Below are 15,043 nucleotides of genomic sequence, written 5' to 3' on the forward strand. Positions count from 1 at the left end.
GCAGGAACGAGGGGCCGTCAGCGGGGGACCACGGCGGACGCGGCGGACTCCTGAGGCGAGCGTCACCCTTTCAGGGAGCGGCGGGGGCTGGAGGGTGCTTCGCGAGCAGCTCCGTGGCGATGCGCTCGATGGCTGCGTCCCTCGTGAGCTTGCCGTCGAGGTAATCCTTCCAGATCGGTAGCTCCACCGAGGCTGAGCGCTGGGCCTTCGCGTAGACGCCCGCCACCTCCCCGTAGTGCCGGTGGGATGGATCGACGAGGCGGCGCACCGTCTCGCCGGCCTGGATGAAGATCAGCCCATGGATCGCTTCACGTGACAGTGGATCGGCGTCGGTGACGCCCCCGGCACCGAGCCGGGCGCGGAGCTGATCGAGCGCGCTTCCCCGGCCGCCGCTGTGCACCTCCAGGGCGTGAATGGCCTCGTGCAGCACGGTCTCCAGGACGAGCAGCTCCGGTCGGCCCTCCACGGCGATCACGCTGAGGGTGCGGCCCCCGGGCCGGCGGAACGTGAACCCTTGAGGGCGCGGCCCCTGCGCGACCAGGGCCACTGGCAGCGGCTCCGCGGGGAGCTCCAGCCCGAGGTGCTGGTGAATGAAATCGAAGCAGGCGCGCTCCCTGGGCGCGAGCGTGCGCGCCAGGGCGCCCGAGGCCCGTGTGAGCGCCTCCTGGTGGCGCGGCCACACCTGCGCGAGGAACGCCTCCTCGGCCGCGAGGAGGGCGCGCGCGAACCGCACGGCACCGGCGCGAGGCGCGATCGACTTGCCGGTCAGGCGCAGCTCGAACCGCTCCGGAAGGCGCCCGAACACGTCAACCAGCTCGGCCGCGCTCCGGGCTGCGGGGAGGTTGCCCTCCAGCAGGCCCCAGCCCAGGGGGGAGCCCAGCTCCGTTTCCAGCTCCCGGGCCACCTTGGCCGCCTCGTCGAGCGCGGCAATCCCTGGTGACGGGGCGTCGCCGCTGGCGATGGCACGCACGAAGAAGTGCAGGTCGATGAGCGGGTTCGTCTGCACTTCCATCGACCGCGACCCGGACACTGACGCGGAGGATGCACCCGGCGACGTCGCCGCGGCCGCGGACGCCCCAGGCTCCGGAGGCGAGGCAGCGGGCGGCGCGCGGGCCGCATGCGGCGCCCCCGGCGGCGCTGGGGCCGGTGGTGAGCGGCCTCCCGTCGTGCAGGCGCCCGTGGCCAGGGTGACGATGAGCAAGGAGAGGCGGACGGTGAGGGAGCGACGCAACGGACCACGGTGAGCCGTGGCTGTCCCCACCCCCAGGGCATCAGAACACATGCCTTCGCTTCTAGGCCACCGCATGAATGTAGGCAAACCGACCACCGCTGACCGCCGAGGCTTTCGGTGTTCCCCTGCGCTTCCACGGCGTTCTGGCATACCCTCGCCCGCCCTCGCCCGCCCTCGCCCGCCCTCGGCTGACCGGGGGCGTTCGACCCCGCGGAGCACGCCATGCGCCAGTCCATCCTCGTCACCGGCTCCGCGGGCCTGATCGGCACCGCGCTCGTCCACACGCTCTCCGAGGCAGGCTTCGAGGCCGTCCCGTTAGACCTCCGCGCACCTCTCGGGCGAGGGTGCGCCGACGTCCGCGACCCGGCTGCCATCCGCGCCGCCCTCGCGCCCTGCGCCGGCGTCGTGCACCTCGCCGCCGTGTCCAGGGTGATCTGGGGCGAGCGCGACCCGCACGGCTGCTGGGAGACCAACGTGGGCGGCACGAGGAACGTGCTCGCCGCGGCCCTGGAGGCCCCTCTCCGCCCCTGGGTGCTGTTCGCGAGCAGCCGCGAGGTCTACGGCCAGCCCGACCGACTGCCTGTCACCGAGGACGCGCCCCTCGCGCCCCTCAACGTCTACGGCGGCTCCAAGGTCATGGGCGAGCGCCTCGTGGGCAACGCCCGGGCCGCAGGCCTGCGCGGGGCCGTGGTCCGCCTCTCCAACGTCTACGGCAGCGCCGCCGATCATCCTGATCGCGTCGTGCCCGCCTTCGCGCGGAGCGCGCTCCGCGGCGTGCCGCTCCGCGTGGACGGGGCGGGGAACACCTTCGACTTCACCCACCTGGACGACACCACGCGCGGGCTCCTCGCCCTGGTGCAGGCGCTGGAGAGTGGCGAAGCCGCGCTCCCGCCCATTCATCTCGTCACCGGCGTGCCCACCACCCTCGGCGCGCTGGCATCGCTCGCCGTGTCTCTCGCGGGGACGACGGCGGACGCCCTCGAAGCGCCCCCGCGGAGCTTCGACGTCGCCCGGTTCTACGGCCACCCCGGGCGCGCGAAGGAGGTCCTCGGCTGGGAGCCGCAGGTGGCGCTGCGGGACGGACTCGCCCGGCTCATCGAGGAGCTGCGGGCCGAGAGCGCCGCTCCGCAGCGACCTTCATCCTCCGGGCCCGCTCGGCCCGGTACGTCTTCTTGACCTGCGCTGCCACGTCCTGCAGCCGCTCGAAGAGATCCCCCTTCTCTGTAGCCTCCCGCAGCGCCCGGAGCCGCTTCATCACCGCCCGCAGGTCCGCGCTCGGCCCCCGGCGGCGCAGCCACGCCTCGTTGTCCCTCTCCCAGGCCGCGTAGTCGATGCTCCGCGCCATCGCCATCAGGGCATCGACGTCCTCTTCCGTGCGGGTGAAGCGCGTCATGAACTTCCGCGTCGTCCCGTATTCCTTTCTCTCCGCGGGTGACCCGCTCTCGGTGAGGACCAGGCTTGGCCACGCCCACCGTGATCGCGGGGATGTGCTTGCGCGCCGCACCGCAGAAGGGGCACGCCTTCGGCGCCCTGCGAGAGGTCCCCTGCTCGTGCTCTCCGTCCCGTCTCTCAAGCGGACCGCCGCGTCGCTGGCTCGGCGAAGGTGTCCTCGTAGGGGAAGCTGTCGAGATCGTCCTTGCGCGTCTTGATGAAGCTGCGGTGGACGAGCAGCTCGACGCGCTCCTCGGCCGTGAGCTCCGGCTCCGCCCCCTCGCGCAGCTCCTCCCGATCCTGGAACGACAGCTCTCCGGCCGCCGCGTCGAGCGTCCCGTCGACGTTGTAGTAGCAGACCCCTGCGTCCTCGTAGTCCCGCCGGAACCGCGTGCGCCACTGCGAGTTGTGGCCCCATCCAGCCCCGAGATCGTGCGTCGGGCGCCCGCGGCGTCGGTGCGTGAAGTGCAGCGTCGACCGGCCGGCGACCCGAGGGTCGAGGTGGCGCCCGCCCCCGCGCACGCGCACCCCGGCGCGCGCGATGAGGAGCTGACCCATCCTGAACCCTGGCCACAGCGTCTCGATCACGGAGATCGGCTCCCCGGGATCGCCCGAGGCCACCACCTCCACGATCTCGTGCTGGAACGGGTGGAACGCGGAGCGCTCCTGCCGCTGCAGCCCGAGCGCGGTCAGGAACGCGGTGAGCTGCTCCAGGGTCAGCGCCGGACCGGCCCAGGTGTCCTCGGGCCCGCTCTGGAACGGCAGGAGCAGCACGTCGATGACCCGGGAAAGCGCGTAAAGCTCCTGGAGATCCTCCTCGATCCTGCCGTGGAGCTTCGCGCGCGTGTCCCGCGCCCAGGCCCCCGGCGTCGCGCGCGCGTGGTGCCGGAGGCCGTCGAGGATCTCGCGGCCTCTCGGGATCCAGGGCACGAGGACCTCCTCGACGGCGCGCTCCGGAGGGGCATCGAGGAGCGCCTCGTGAAGGCTGCGGAAGCCGAGGTCACCCACGGTGCGCCTCAGGGCTTCAGGATCAGCCGGATCGGATGGCCTTCCTTCTTCGCCAGCCGCTCCACGCCGAGCGGCGCGTCCGCGAGCGGGAGCAGCGCGCTGATGGAGCGGGACAGCTCCAGGCGCCGGTGCCGGGTGAGCTTCACCAGTTGCAGGAGGTGCCCCATCGTCGACCCGTAATGCCCGCGCACCTGCTGCATCAGGGTGCAGAAGAACAGGCTGTTGTCCACCGAGAGCGCTTCCGGGGTGACGCCCACCAGCACCAGCCGCCCCCGCGGTCCCAGCAGCGCCTGCGCCTGCGCCCGCGCGGCGGGGACCCCCGCCAGATCGACCGCCACGTCGAGCCCACGCCCGTCCGTCGCGCGGCGCACCTTGTCGCGCAGGTCCTCCTCCCGCGGATCGAAGGCCGCGTCGGCGCCGAACGACAGCGCCCGCGCCCGCGCCTCCGGGAGCAGATCGAACGCCAGGATGGGCGCCGCCCCGAGGAGCCTCGCGATCTGCACCGCGTGCGCCCCGAGCCCGCCGATGCCCCACAGGCCCACCGACTCTGCCGGCCTGAGGGCCGCCGTCTCCAGGAGCGCCGCGTAGGGCGTCGACACCGCGTCGGGCAGGATGGCCGCCTGCTCGATGGGCAGGTCCTCGGGCACCGCCGCCACCGTGTCCTGCCGCGCCAGCGCGTACTCCGCCCAGCCCCCGTCATAGTCCACCCCCCGCGTCTGCACCCGCAGGCATTCGCCGCTGCGCACCAGGCAGGGCTGACACTTGCCGCAGACCTGGCCCGCGTGGAGCAGCACCCGCTGGCCCACCTGCCACGGCGTCACGCCCGGCCCGAGGCGGTCGATGACCCCGGCCACCTCGTGCCCGAGCGTCACCTGGGTGAAATCACGGCGCGCCTTCACCGGCAGCGTCCCGTCGATGAGGTGCACATCCGACAGGCAGATCCCGGCGGCTTCGACCTTGAGCCGCACCTCCCCCGGCCCGGGCTCGGGGATGGGGATCTCCTGCATCCCGAACGTGCCGGTGGTGAGATCGAGACGTCCAGCGAGCATGGTGGATGACATCGTCGGGGCCTTTCAGCAGCACGGGCGCGCGTGTCCGCGTGTCTGCGTATCCGCGTAGGCGCGCATCATAGGGACGTGGTGCGCGGTACGGGCAAGCCCTCCGTGCCTGCGCGGCGCTGAACACCTACACACGCCCCCGGGGTCACCCCCTCCGGGCAATTGATGGGGCGAACAAACCGCGTATCGTGCGGTCAGCTCCCCGCGAGCACCCCGAGCCGCGGCGGTCACCGGCCCCCCTGGTGTGGCGACGCGCTCACCTGGCGTGTGATCAACCCTCCTCGGAGAAGGACAGGACAAGGCGAGCATGGAGGATGTGCAGACGCAGACGCCAGCGCCGGGCGGTGCTGACGAGAGCCTGGAAGCGATGCGCCACCGCGTGGTGGAGCTGGAGAAGGCCCTCGCCGACCGCGACCGCACCATCTCCGCGCTCCGGCAGGAGCTTGCCGGCCTTCGTGAGGTGGAGCGGGAGCAGAAGCTCCTCGTCTCCATCCTCGACAACTGCACCGACTTCGTCGGCTTTGGCCGGGAGGACGGGTCCGTGCACTACGTCAACCGTGCCGGTCAGCAGATGATGGGCATCGGCAGCGACGAGGAGGCCCGGCGCACCCTCATCCCGCAGTACTTCGCGCCGGAGGACCTGCCCTTCGTCACGTCGCACGTCCTGCCCGAGGTCAAGAAGAACGGCCGCTGGCAAGGCAGCCTCCGCTTCCGCAACATGAAGACCGGCGAACTCTTCCCGGTGCATTACAACATCTTCACCGTCCTGGATGACACCGGCGCTCTCGCGGGTCTCGGCACGGTGACCCAGAACATGACCGAGCGCCGCCAGGTCGAGGCCGAGCAGGCCCGCCTCACCGAAGAGCTGATCCGGGCCCAGGCCGCGGCCCTGGAGCAGCTCTCCACGCCCCTCATCCCCATCACCGAGGACGTGGTGGTCATGCCCCTCATCGGCACCGTCGACAGCCGCCGCGCCCAGCAGGTCATGGAGAACCTGATGCGCGGCGTCGTCGACCTCCGCTGCCACACCGTGATCCTCGACATCACCGGCGTCTCGATGGTCGACTCCGGCGTCGCCAACGCCCTCATCCGCGCCGCCCAGGGAGTGCGCCTCCTCGGCGCCCGCACCGTGCTCACGGGCATCAGCCCCCACATCGCCCAGACCCTGGTCACCCTCGGGATCGACTTCGATAGCATCATCACCCACGGCACCCTCCAGAGCGGCATCGCCTGGGCCACCGCCGAGAGACCCGGCAGCGAAGGGTCACGGAGCAGGCGCAGCCACAGCGGCTGAGTTCGTGCCCCTGCGACGACGCGCGCGCCGCACCATCCTGCGCGCAATGCGTCAGCCGCTGCGGCTGTGAGCACTGACACAGGTCCCGGAGATCCACGGCGCCAGGCGATTGAAGGGGGGGGAGCAAACTGCGTATCTTCCGTCCGCACTCTCGCGAACAGGCCGTGCCGCCGGGGTCCTGAGCCCCCGCCCGCGTGACGACGTCGCGCCACCCCTGCTCGTGACCCGCAACCCCCGGAGACACGCAGGACGATGGACGAGGCGAGCATGGAGGATCCGCAGAAGGAGACGCCAGCGCCAGGCGGCGCAGACGGCAGCCTGGAGGCGCTGCGCCAGCGCGTGGCGGAGCTGGAGAAGGCCGTCGCCGACCGCGACCGCACCATCTCCGCGCTCCGGCAGGAGCTCGCCAGCCTCCGTGAGATGGAGCGGGAGCAGCAGCACCTCATCGCCGTCCTCGATAGCTGCTCCGACTTCATCGGCCTCGCCCACGTCGACGGGCAGGTGAAGTACGTCAACCAGGCCGGTCAGAAGATGATGGGCATCGGCAGCGACGAGGAGGCCCGGCGCACCCTCATCCCGCAGTACTTCGCGCCGGAGGACCTGCCCTTCGTCGAGTCGCACATCGTGCCCCAGGTCATGAAGACCGGCCGCTGGCAAGGCGACTACCACTTCCGCAACATGAAGACCGGCGAGCGCTTCCCGGTGCATTACAACCTGTTCACCATCCGGGACGACAAGACCGGCGATCTCGTGGGCATCGCCACGGTGACCCGCGACATGAGCGAGCGCCGCCAGGCCGAGACCGAGCAGGCCCGCCTCACCGGAGAGCTGATCCGGGCCCAGGCTGCGGCCCTGGAGCAGCTCTCCACGCCCCTCATCCCCATCACCGAGGACGTGGTGGTCATGCCCCTCATCGGCACCGTCGACAGCCGCCGCGCCCAGCAGGTCATGGAGAACCTGATGCGCGGCGTCGTCGACCTCCGCTGCCACACCGTGATCCTCGACATCACCGGCGTCTCGATGGTCGACTCCGGCGTCGCCAACGCCCTCATCCGCGCCGCCCAGGGAGTGCGCCTCCTCGGCGCCCGCACCGTGCTCACGGGCATCAGCCCCCACATCGCCCAGACCCTGGTCACCCTCGGGATCGACTTCGATAGCATCATCACCCACGGCACCCTCCAGAGCGGCATCGCCTGGGCCACCGCCGAGAGACCCGGCAGCGAAGGGTCACGGACGAAGCGCAATCGCAGAGGGTGAAGGGCGCGGAGCGCGTGAAGGGCGCGCAGGGATCTGGGGGGCGTGGCGACGGAGGTGCGCAGCGACGGAGGTGCGCGCCACGAATGACCGCGAGTCTTGCGGGAGAGGGGAGGTGCACGGCCCCGCGGCGGGCGTCGCCGCAGGTGCCGTGCTTCGTGGGGGTGGGGTCTGGTCAGCTTGCGGCCGCGGCTCTCGGCGCGTCCGTCAGCCCCTTCGTGCCCTTCGTGTCGTCCGGATCCTTCGTGTCTTCAGCCTCGGCGTCCTCGGCTCCCGCGCCAGCCTCGGCCTCCTCGGCATTCCTGCGGCGCGTGCGCACCGCCTTGAGGGCGCTCTGCCGGATGTAGGCGATCGTCCTCTCGAAGGGCAGGAGGAGCGACGGGTCCTTCCACCGCTGTGCCCGTGAGCGAACCGCGTCCACGATCAGGCTGACGTCGTTGTTGCGCGCGTCCACGTAGAACGCGCGGCTCTCCTGCAGCACCTCGACCATCTTCAGCGCGACCGTGAGGTGCTGGTCGATCTGCGTCACCATCTCGTTGCAGGCGGTGAAATGGTCCGCGACATCCGGCGGCACCCCCGCCGCGGCGCCGGAGACCGGCAGCGTGTGCTCCAGCTCCACCAGCACATGGACGAACCCGTCCTGATCCACGCGCAGACCACGACAATCGTCGAGGTCCATCAGCCGCCCTTGCATGGCGGTGAGGGTAAGTGAATGAGCACCATCATAGATCTTGGATTGACCGGACATGGGAACCACGCTCCTTGCGAAGCACCCTCCGTCGCACGACGCACAAGCGCGTCATCCTGCGCGGGGGCACCAGACGACATCGAAACCAGTGAATGACAGCGAGAATCACCAACCGAATGCCAACGTTCCGCCGCTACATCCTTTCGCCATGGCGGAGCGTCCCTGCCGTGCAGGTACGGTCTGCAGCTATGCAACGGGAGTTCCCAGGCCTGGCCGGTGCTGCCTGGCGGTGACCCCGACCACCTCTGGCCGAGGGAGGAAGGACACCGCGCGCCTGGCGGGGGGATGCGACGGGGGCTGGAAAGTTGAAGGACTTCCGTGTGTTGTCCGGCGGGGCGATGTTCCCGTCGAGAGGTCACCGCGGGCGGGGGCGCGGAGCTTGCGTTGGGGGTGAGCGATGCCACAAAGGCCGGACATGGAACGTGCATCCTGTGGCTGCCTGGACACGACCGCGTGGGTCGTGCGCCACGGTGTGGGGCTGAAAGCCTGGCGCTGAAGCAGGCCCGCGGAGGGAGGCTGCTGGTGGCGCACGGCTCAGGGCGGGGTCGGAGGATGGTGAGGAGGGGGTTGCCCGATGGTGAGGACGGGGTCGGGCGACCCTGCGGAGGGGGTCGGCGAGGGCATCGACGGGGTCGGGCGACCCTGCGGAGGGGGTCGGCGAGGGCGTCGACGGGGTCGGGGGACCCTGCGCAGGGGGTCGGCGAGGGCATCGACGGGGTCGGGGGACCCCGTGGAGGGCATCGGCGAGGGCGTCGACGGGGTCGGGGGACCCAGCGCAGGGGGTCGGGTGATCCCGTGGAGGGCATCGGCGAGGGCGTCGACGGGGTCGGGTGATCCCGTCGAGGGCATCGGCGAGGGCGTCGATGGGGTCGGGTGACCCAGCGCAGGGGGTCGGTGAGGGCGCCGGCGGGGTCGGGTGATCCCGTGGAGGGCATCGGCGAGGGCGTCGACGGGGTCGGGGGACCCCGTGGAGAGCATCGGCGAGGGCGTCGACGGGGTCGGGCGACCCAGCGCAGGGGGTCGGCGAGGGCGCCGAAGGGTCGGATGACCCACCGACACGCTAGGGCCGGCGAGGGCGAGGACAGGGGCGGACGACCCTGATTCGCAGGTGGCGGAGCCGCGCCAGTTTGAGAACAGCGTGGTCATTGATGGCCACCGCGCGGCGAAGAGCGACCCCCCACTGGCCACTGGCGGCCAGGATCGCTTCCACCTCATGAAAACCGGTGTCGCCTCCGGGTGGGCTTGTTCGGGGATTGACCGTGCCAGGACGAACGTCTGCCTGCTGCGTCCGGACGGCATCGAACATGCAAAAGGCCGAGCCGCAGCCGTGATTTCGGCGTTGGCGAGGAGACGTAACCGTAATGTTGTATATCACGCACGTTCACATGTCTGGCGGAACGGGGCACGAGCACATCGCTGCCGTCCAGTGGATCAATCCTGCGACCAATGCGACCGGTTCGAGTACGGTCAAGGCCATGATCGACTGGATCACGAAGGAGAAGGGTATCGCCAAAGTGACAGACGGTAAGAACACCGTCGAGGTTCGCGTCGTGAACAATGCATACCTGCGCACGTATGCTGATGGTAAATGGTCCAACAACCTCCTGTCGCTCCCCCGCTATTGACCGCCCTCCCCGGACCAGCGAGGGATTTGCGCAGGAATAGCCCCTGGCGATGGGCGAAGCCACTGAGGCATCTCGGCCTGGAGGCGTCGGTCCGCGTCCTACCCGATGGCGGTGGCTTCCTGCGCCTCGTCCGGGGCAGGTGAGGGGGGCTCTCTCTCGCTCGTCCAGCGACAGCCGTCGGTGTTACCGTCCGAGGACACGGCAGAGGCCATGACCTCTCATCTTCACGTGGCGCGGACGAGACGCGGTGGAGGGACGACGATGACGGTGAAGCGCGGCGACTGGAACCAGCTCCCCTGTGGCGGCGCTCTGCTCGTGGATGATGGCGGGTGGCCCGTGCGCCTCTCCTGTGGCGACTCCGCGGGACGCGAAGGCTGCGACGAGGCGGTGCTCCTGGCGGAGGCAGAGGCGCTTCTGGGGAGATGGATCTCGATCATCCATCCGTCGGACGGCTGGGGGCCACCGGCTCCGAAAGCGCAGGATGGGACCGTGGAGGTGACCCTCTGTCAGACGCAGCCGACGCATCAGATCACGTTCACGCCGGCCGGGAAGCCAGCGAGCGTCACGCTGGTGTACCTCGACGAGGACGACAGCGGCGACGGGACGGCCTACGAGCACGCCGAACTCTACGCCGAGGGCTCCGCGGCCTGGACGGTGGTGAATGGCGCGTGGCACTGGCACGGCGAAGCCGCATCGGCCACTGGCGAACTCGTCGTGGAGGATGTGTGATGGCAGGGGTGGGCGTCCTTGCGGGGGCGGCCGGGCGGCTGGTGCGCGTGCTGGAGCGATACGCGCCGCGGCTCGAGCCCGTGCAGCTCTTCTATCCGTCGCGGAGCTACGTCCGCGCAGCCTTGCGCGCGTTCGTGGACATCGTCAAGGAACGAGGTCGGCGGCGCTGAGGCGCCCCCGACGCGGAGCCCTCGGCAGCCTCGCGGCTCGGGTCGGTGGCGGGAAGCTCGGCGAGGAAATGGTCGATGCAGGTGCGGACCGCGGCGGTCAGCGCGCCGTGGGCGCGGTAGAGGAGGTAGACGCCGCCCGACTCGCCCTCGTAGCCGTCGAGGACGCGGACCAGGCGCTTCTCGGCCACGTCCCTGGCGCAGTGCACCTCGGGGAGCAGGGCAATGCCGAGGCCGGCGAGCACGGCGCGGTGGGCGGCGGAGAATTCATTGACGTAGAAGCGGGGGGCGAAGGTGACCCGGTGCTTGTGGCGGCCGTGGGCGAGGGTCCAGGTGGCGAAGCCGTCGGTCGCGCGCATGGCGATGCAGTCGTGGTGGGCGAGGTCGTCGACCTTCATTGGAACGCCGCGAACGCCGCGAACGCCGCGAACGCCGCGAACGCCGCGAACGCCGCGAACACCGCGAACGCCGCGAACGCCGCGAACACCGCGAACGCCGCGAACACCGCAGGCTCCGTGGGCGTCGAGGTAGCCTGGGCTCGCGTAGAGGAGCTTGCGCGATGAGCGCCATAGCTGGCGCGCCACGAAGTCGGGGGTGTCCACCTTGCCCGTGAGAATGGCGAGGTCGAAGCCGCCGGCGAGGAGGTCGACGCGCCGCTCGTCGAGTTCGAGGTCGATGGACACGCCAGGGTGCCTGGCGAGGTAGGTGTAGATGACGTTCGCCACGGTGGCGCCGAGGAGGATGGGCGAGAGGACGCGCACGCGCCCCTGCGGCTCGCTCCGGAGTTCGAGGATGCGATCGGCGCCCTGGCCGAGGTCGCCGACGGCGCGCTCGGCGTGGGCGAAGTAGGTCCGGCCGGCGTCGGTGAGGCGAAGGTGGCGCGTCGTGCGTTCGAGGAGGCGGGTGCCGAGCGCGGATTCGAGCCGGGCGATGCGGCGGCTCACCGTCGAGCCGGGGAGGCCGCGCTCACGGGCGGCGGCAGCGAAGCTGCGCGTCTGGACGACGCGCACGAAGATGGAGACGTCGTTGAGGTCGAGGGGGATTCGTGCATCCATGACAGGAGTTGCTTTCCGAGAAGGAGACTGGTGGGGGGCGCACGGCAGCGGCTACCCCTGGTGCATGAAGAACGTCGTCGTGACCGGGGCCACGGGGAACATTGGCAGCCGCGTGGCGCTCACGCTCGCCGCGCGGCAGGCGGCGGGGCAGGGTGGAGGCGTGATCGGGTTCGTGCGTGACCCCCTCAAGGCGGCTCCGCTCGCCGCGGCAGGGGTGACGCTCCGGCAAGGGGCGTTCGAGGATGACGCCTCGCTGCGCGCTGCCTTCGAGGGCGCCGATACCGTCGTCCTCATCACCGCAGGCAGTACGCTCGCGGAGCAGGCCAGGGCCGGGATCGAGGCGGCGCGCGCTGCGGGCGTGCGCAAGATCGTGCGCGTCTCCTCGCTGAAGGCGAGCGTCGACGGGCCGACGGATGCGACGCGGCAGGATGGCCGGGTGGAGGCCTGGATCCGCGAGCGCGGCCTTGCCCACGTCATTCTGCGGGGGCACTGCTTCATGCAGAACATCCTCAAGAATGTCGGGAGCATCCGCGACGAGGGCAAGATCTACTTCGGCACGGGCGACGGGAAGATCGGGATGATCGACGTGCGCGACATTGCCGATGCCGCGGTCGCTGCCGTGGAGAGCGAGGCGTGGGACGGGCAGACCCTGGAGCTCACCGGGCCTGAAGCGATCGATTTCCACGCCGTCGCTGCGGCGGTCGGGAGAGAGCTCGGTCGCGACGTCACCTTCGTTCCGGTGCCGCCGGTCGCCGCCGGCGATACGGCCCGCAGGTTTGGCGTGGACGCGTGGACGGCGACGGTCCTGACCGAGTACTGCGCGGCCTACGCCGCGGGCTGGGGCGACTTCACGACGGGCGAGGTGGAAAGGCTCTCGGGCCACGCGCCGCGCTCGATTGCGGACTTCGCGCGTGAGGTGCTCGTCCCCGCGGTGCGAGGCGGGTGAAGGCGGGAGCGAAGCCGCACTCCCATCCCCACCCCCACCTCCTCGATTACGTGAGCCAGGCTTGAAGCTTCTCGTAGACAGCCTTGCTGCTCAGGAGATCCAGGTGCCCTGTGCCGAGCGCGACCCACTGGTGCTCCGGAGGGAATGCCAGCGTCAGCTCAGGGCGCTCGTGTCGTCCGAGTGCACTGTCGACCGGAACGAGACCGTCACCGAGTAGCTTCTGGGCCATTGCGTTCGTCAGCGTGCCTGCAATGGCGAAGCAATCGACGTCCGGCGGAAGAGCGAGACCGCGGCGCACGTCACGGCTCCGGGCGAAGCGGCCGCGGTTGTGCCAGTCTTCATCGATCACGTTCCCGTAGCGAAGGTCGGTCACGCCCGCGCTGCGGATCTGCCCGAGTCGCGCGAGCGGCGCGCTGTACGCGCTGATGCCGAGCAGCACGTCGATCAGGTTGCCGCCGCGCTCGAGCGGGGACCCGTGATGCGGCGACCCGAGGCACACCAGACGCCGAAGCGTGGCGGGCCAGCGGCGCTCGTCCAGCGAGGCCGCATGGCACGCGCTCCGCGCGACGAGGCCCCCCATGCTGTGCCCGAGGAGCGTGATCTCGCTCAGCGGGACGGGCCACGCCTTCACCAGCGCCTCGAGCAGCAGGGACAGGGCGCGTCCGTTGGTGGAGATGTGCAGGCCGCTGTTGTAACGAACGTAGATCGGGGTGTAGCCGAGATCTCGCGCGAGCGCGGCGCCATGATCGTGGCCCGAGCGGTGCCACTGGCGATCGTTCATCGAAGAGCCGTGCACGAGGACGAGGGCCTTGCCCGTCGCCCCCGGGAGCTGCGCCACGAGCGCGTCGGCCTCGAGCGACAGCGGCAGGTTCCCGGAGCGAAGGCCCATCGCGATCGCGAGCGGGTTTCCCGTCTGTTCCAGGTGGTCGCCGAGGACGCCGTTCAGCGCGGAGACGACGGCATCGCGTTCGGCGCCCGGCACGCTTTCGCCGAGGAGCCGATCGAGCCGCGCGAGGACGGTATCGAGGCTCGTGCCGACCAGACCCGTCACGCCGCGCACGGGGCCGTAGACGAAGGGCAACAACGCGCGCACAGGACGCGAGAGCGGTTGGCCCAGGATCGCTGGACCGCTGGCGATGGTCCGGTGCATCTCCTCGACCACCTCGGTGACGCCCTTCGTCGCCGTCACGGCGAGCCTGGTCACGCCACGAAGATCACCGGCATGTCTGCGGGGCTGACTCATGCGTTCATCCAAGGACCGAGGGTACGTGACTTGCGGGACCGCAGCTACCGGTCCGGGTCATGCGCGAGGTACCCGCCCCCGCGCTGCGAGGCGGGTGAAGGGGGGGCCGCGACCGCGTGGGCGAGCGCCTGCTCCATCTCGGCGTGAAGCTGCGCCACGAGGTCTGCGGCCGGCAGGGCGCGGGCGAGGGGGGCGGCCTGGCCTGCCCACTGCGCGCCGTAGCCGGCTTCTCCGGCGGCCCTGGCGGCGGCGTGGAGCGCTTTGGCGGCGTCGTAGGCGATGGGGTAGGCCGGGATGGCCGCGTCCTCCACGCCCTCGCCGAGGGCGGTGAAGCGGTTGACGATGCAGCGGGCAGGGCGGCCGGAGAGGGCCCTGGTCATGACCGTGCGCACCGTGGCGGGGCTGAGGAGCGCGGCCCGGTAGCCCGCGTCGGCGGAGGACTCGGGGCAGGCGATGAAGGCAGTGCCGAGCTGGGCGGCGCTCGCGCCGAGGGCGAGGACGGCGGCGATGCCAGCGCCGTCCATGATGCCGCCGGCGGCGATCACGGGGAGGTCGAGGCTCCTCACGAGGAGGCGGGTGAGGGCGAAGGTGCCGAGGCGGTCGTCCAGGGTTCCGGGGTCGAACACGCCGCGGTGACCGCCAGCCTCGATGCCCTGGGCGACCACGGCGTCGAGCCCGGCGGCGGCGATGGCGCGGGCTTCAGGGAGGCTCGTGGCGGTCGCGAGCAGGGTGATGCCGGCGCCGCGCAAGGCTGTCAGGCGCGCTGCGGAGGGGAGGCCGAAGTGGAAGCTGACCACCGGCGGGCGCTCCTCCAGCAGCATGGCGAGCATGGCGTCGTCCTCGACGAAGCTGCGGTAGATCTCGCGCAGCGTCTCCGGCGGGGCGGCGCCGAGCTGCGCGAAGTGAGGGGCGAGCCTTCGGAGCCACGCGGCCTCCAGGGCGCCGTCGGGGCGCGCGGGGCGGTGGCAGAAGAGGTTGACGCTGAAGGGGCGGTCGGTCGCCGCCCGCACGGCGCGGATCAGGGTGCGCGCGGTCTCGGCGTCGGAGGAGCCGATGCCGAGGGAGCCCAGGCCGCCCGCGCCGGAGACCGCGGCGGCCATGGCGGGGGTGGAGACGCCTGCCATGGGGGCCTGGACGATGGGGAGGGTCACCCCGAGTCTGCGCAGCAAGGCGTTCATGCGTTCTCTCCGGTCAGGGGGTCCTGACGGAGGGTACACCGCGCTTCAGGCGAGGGCGGAGCGGATGCGGCCGGCT

Annotated in this window: 14 protein-coding genes; 6 read left to right on the plus strand and 8 right to left on the minus strand. The window is 71.1% G+C overall.

Features of this window, described 5'->3' with window-relative positions:
* Positions 1 to 70: 70 nt before the first annotated feature.
* Positions 71 to 1,012: a hypothetical protein gene (locus tag CAP_RS40630; RefSeq protein ID WP_197041564.1), complete on the minus strand. Its 942-nt coding sequence runs from the start codon at positions 1,010 to 1,012 to the stop codon at positions 71 to 73.
* Positions 1,013 to 1,453: 441 nt separating this feature from the next.
* On the opposite strand from CAP_RS40630, the gene CAP_RS40640 reads away from it, so the two are divergent.
* The gene (locus CAP_RS40640) at positions 1,454 to 2,407 is read left to right on the plus strand and encodes an NAD-dependent epimerase/dehydratase family protein (protein WP_044251156.1); all 954 of its coding nucleotides are present in this window, start codon (positions 1,454 to 1,456) and stop codon (positions 2,405 to 2,407) included.
* Here CAP_RS40640 and CAP_RS51610 read toward each other — a convergent pair.
* The 3 genes from CAP_RS51610 to CAP_RS40650 form a co-directional block, all read right to left on the minus strand.
* Positions 2,325 to 2,624, minus strand: a complete 300-nt coding sequence (locus CAP_RS51610) for a hypothetical protein (RefSeq protein ID WP_156041603.1) — start codon at positions 2,622 to 2,624, stop codon at positions 2,325 to 2,327. The two genes, CAP_RS40640 and CAP_RS51610, sit on opposite strands and share 83 nt — an antisense overlap.
* A gap of 176 nt (positions 2,625 to 2,800) precedes the next feature.
* Positions 2,801 to 3,670: a hypothetical protein gene (locus CAP_RS46705; RefSeq protein WP_052376824.1), complete on the minus strand. Its 870-nt coding sequence runs from the start codon at positions 3,668 to 3,670 to the stop codon at positions 2,801 to 2,803.
* An 8-nt stretch (positions 3,671 to 3,678) separates the two neighbouring features.
* Positions 3,679 to 4,719, minus strand: coding sequence for a zinc-binding dehydrogenase (locus CAP_RS40650; RefSeq protein WP_231511992.1), 1,041 nt, complete (start codon positions 4,717 to 4,719; stop codon positions 3,679 to 3,681).
* Positions 4,720 to 5,035: 316 nt separating this feature from the next.
* On the opposite strand from CAP_RS40650, the gene CAP_RS46710 reads away from it, so the two are divergent.
* Both CAP_RS46710 and CAP_RS46715 read left to right on the plus strand, forming a co-directional pair.
* A complete protein-coding gene (locus CAP_RS46710) occupies positions 5,036 to 6,022 on the plus strand; it encodes an STAS domain-containing protein (protein WP_052376825.1) in 987 nt (328 codons plus the stop codon).
* Positions 6,023 to 6,289: 267 nt separating this feature from the next.
* Entirely contained in the window at positions 6,290 to 7,279 is a 990-nt protein-coding gene (locus CAP_RS46715) for an STAS domain-containing protein (protein WP_197041565.1), read from the plus strand.
* Positions 7,280 to 7,451: 172 nt separating this feature from the next.
* On the opposite strand, the gene CAP_RS40665 is transcribed toward CAP_RS46715, so the two are convergent.
* On the minus strand, positions 7,452 to 8,024 hold the full coding sequence (locus tag CAP_RS40665; RefSeq protein WP_156041604.1) for a hypothetical protein: 573 nt from the start codon (positions 8,022 to 8,024) through the stop codon (positions 7,452 to 7,454).
* Positions 8,025 to 9,385: 1,361 nt separating this feature from the next.
* On the opposite strand from CAP_RS40665, the gene CAP_RS40670 reads away from it, so the two are divergent.
* Complete coding sequence (locus CAP_RS40670) at positions 9,386 to 9,649, plus strand: DUF3892 domain-containing protein (RefSeq protein WP_052376827.1); 264 nt, start codon at positions 9,386 to 9,388, stop codon at positions 9,647 to 9,649.
* A 261-nt stretch (positions 9,650 to 9,910) separates the two neighbouring features.
* Entirely contained in the window at positions 9,911 to 10,378 is a 468-nt protein-coding gene (locus CAP_RS40675) for a hypothetical protein (RefSeq protein WP_044251163.1), read from the plus strand.
* Positions 10,379 to 10,484: 106 nt separating this feature from the next.
* On the opposite strand, the gene CAP_RS49485 is transcribed toward CAP_RS40675, so the two are convergent.
* Complete coding sequence (locus CAP_RS49485; RefSeq protein ID WP_081865783.1) at positions 10,485 to 11,600, minus strand: LysR family transcriptional regulator; 1,116 nt, start codon at positions 11,598 to 11,600, stop codon at positions 10,485 to 10,487.
* Positions 11,601 to 11,664: 64 nt separating this feature from the next.
* On the opposite strand from CAP_RS49485, the gene CAP_RS40685 reads away from it, so the two are divergent.
* Complete coding sequence (locus tag CAP_RS40685; protein ID WP_044251166.1) at positions 11,665 to 12,546, plus strand: NAD(P)H-binding protein; 882 nt, start codon at positions 11,665 to 11,667, stop codon at positions 12,544 to 12,546.
* A gap of 46 nt (positions 12,547 to 12,592) precedes the next feature.
* Here the strand turns inward: CAP_RS40685 and CAP_RS40690 are convergent, their stop codons facing one another.
* Positions 12,593 to 13,789: an esterase/lipase family protein gene (locus CAP_RS40690; RefSeq protein WP_044251168.1), complete on the minus strand. Its 1,197-nt coding sequence runs from the start codon at positions 13,787 to 13,789 to the stop codon at positions 12,593 to 12,595.
* A 44-nt stretch (positions 13,790 to 13,833) separates the two neighbouring features.
* Positions 13,834 to 14,967: an NAD(P)H-dependent flavin oxidoreductase gene (locus CAP_RS40695; RefSeq protein ID WP_081865784.1), complete on the minus strand. Its 1,134-nt coding sequence runs from the start codon at positions 14,965 to 14,967 to the stop codon at positions 13,834 to 13,836.
* Positions 14,968 to 15,043: the final 76 nt, after the last annotated feature.

The organism is Chondromyces apiculatus DSM 436 (genome assembly GCF_000601485.1).
GTDB classification, from domain to species: Bacteria; Myxococcota_A; Polyangia; order Polyangiales; family Polyangiaceae; genus Chondromyces; species Chondromyces apiculatus.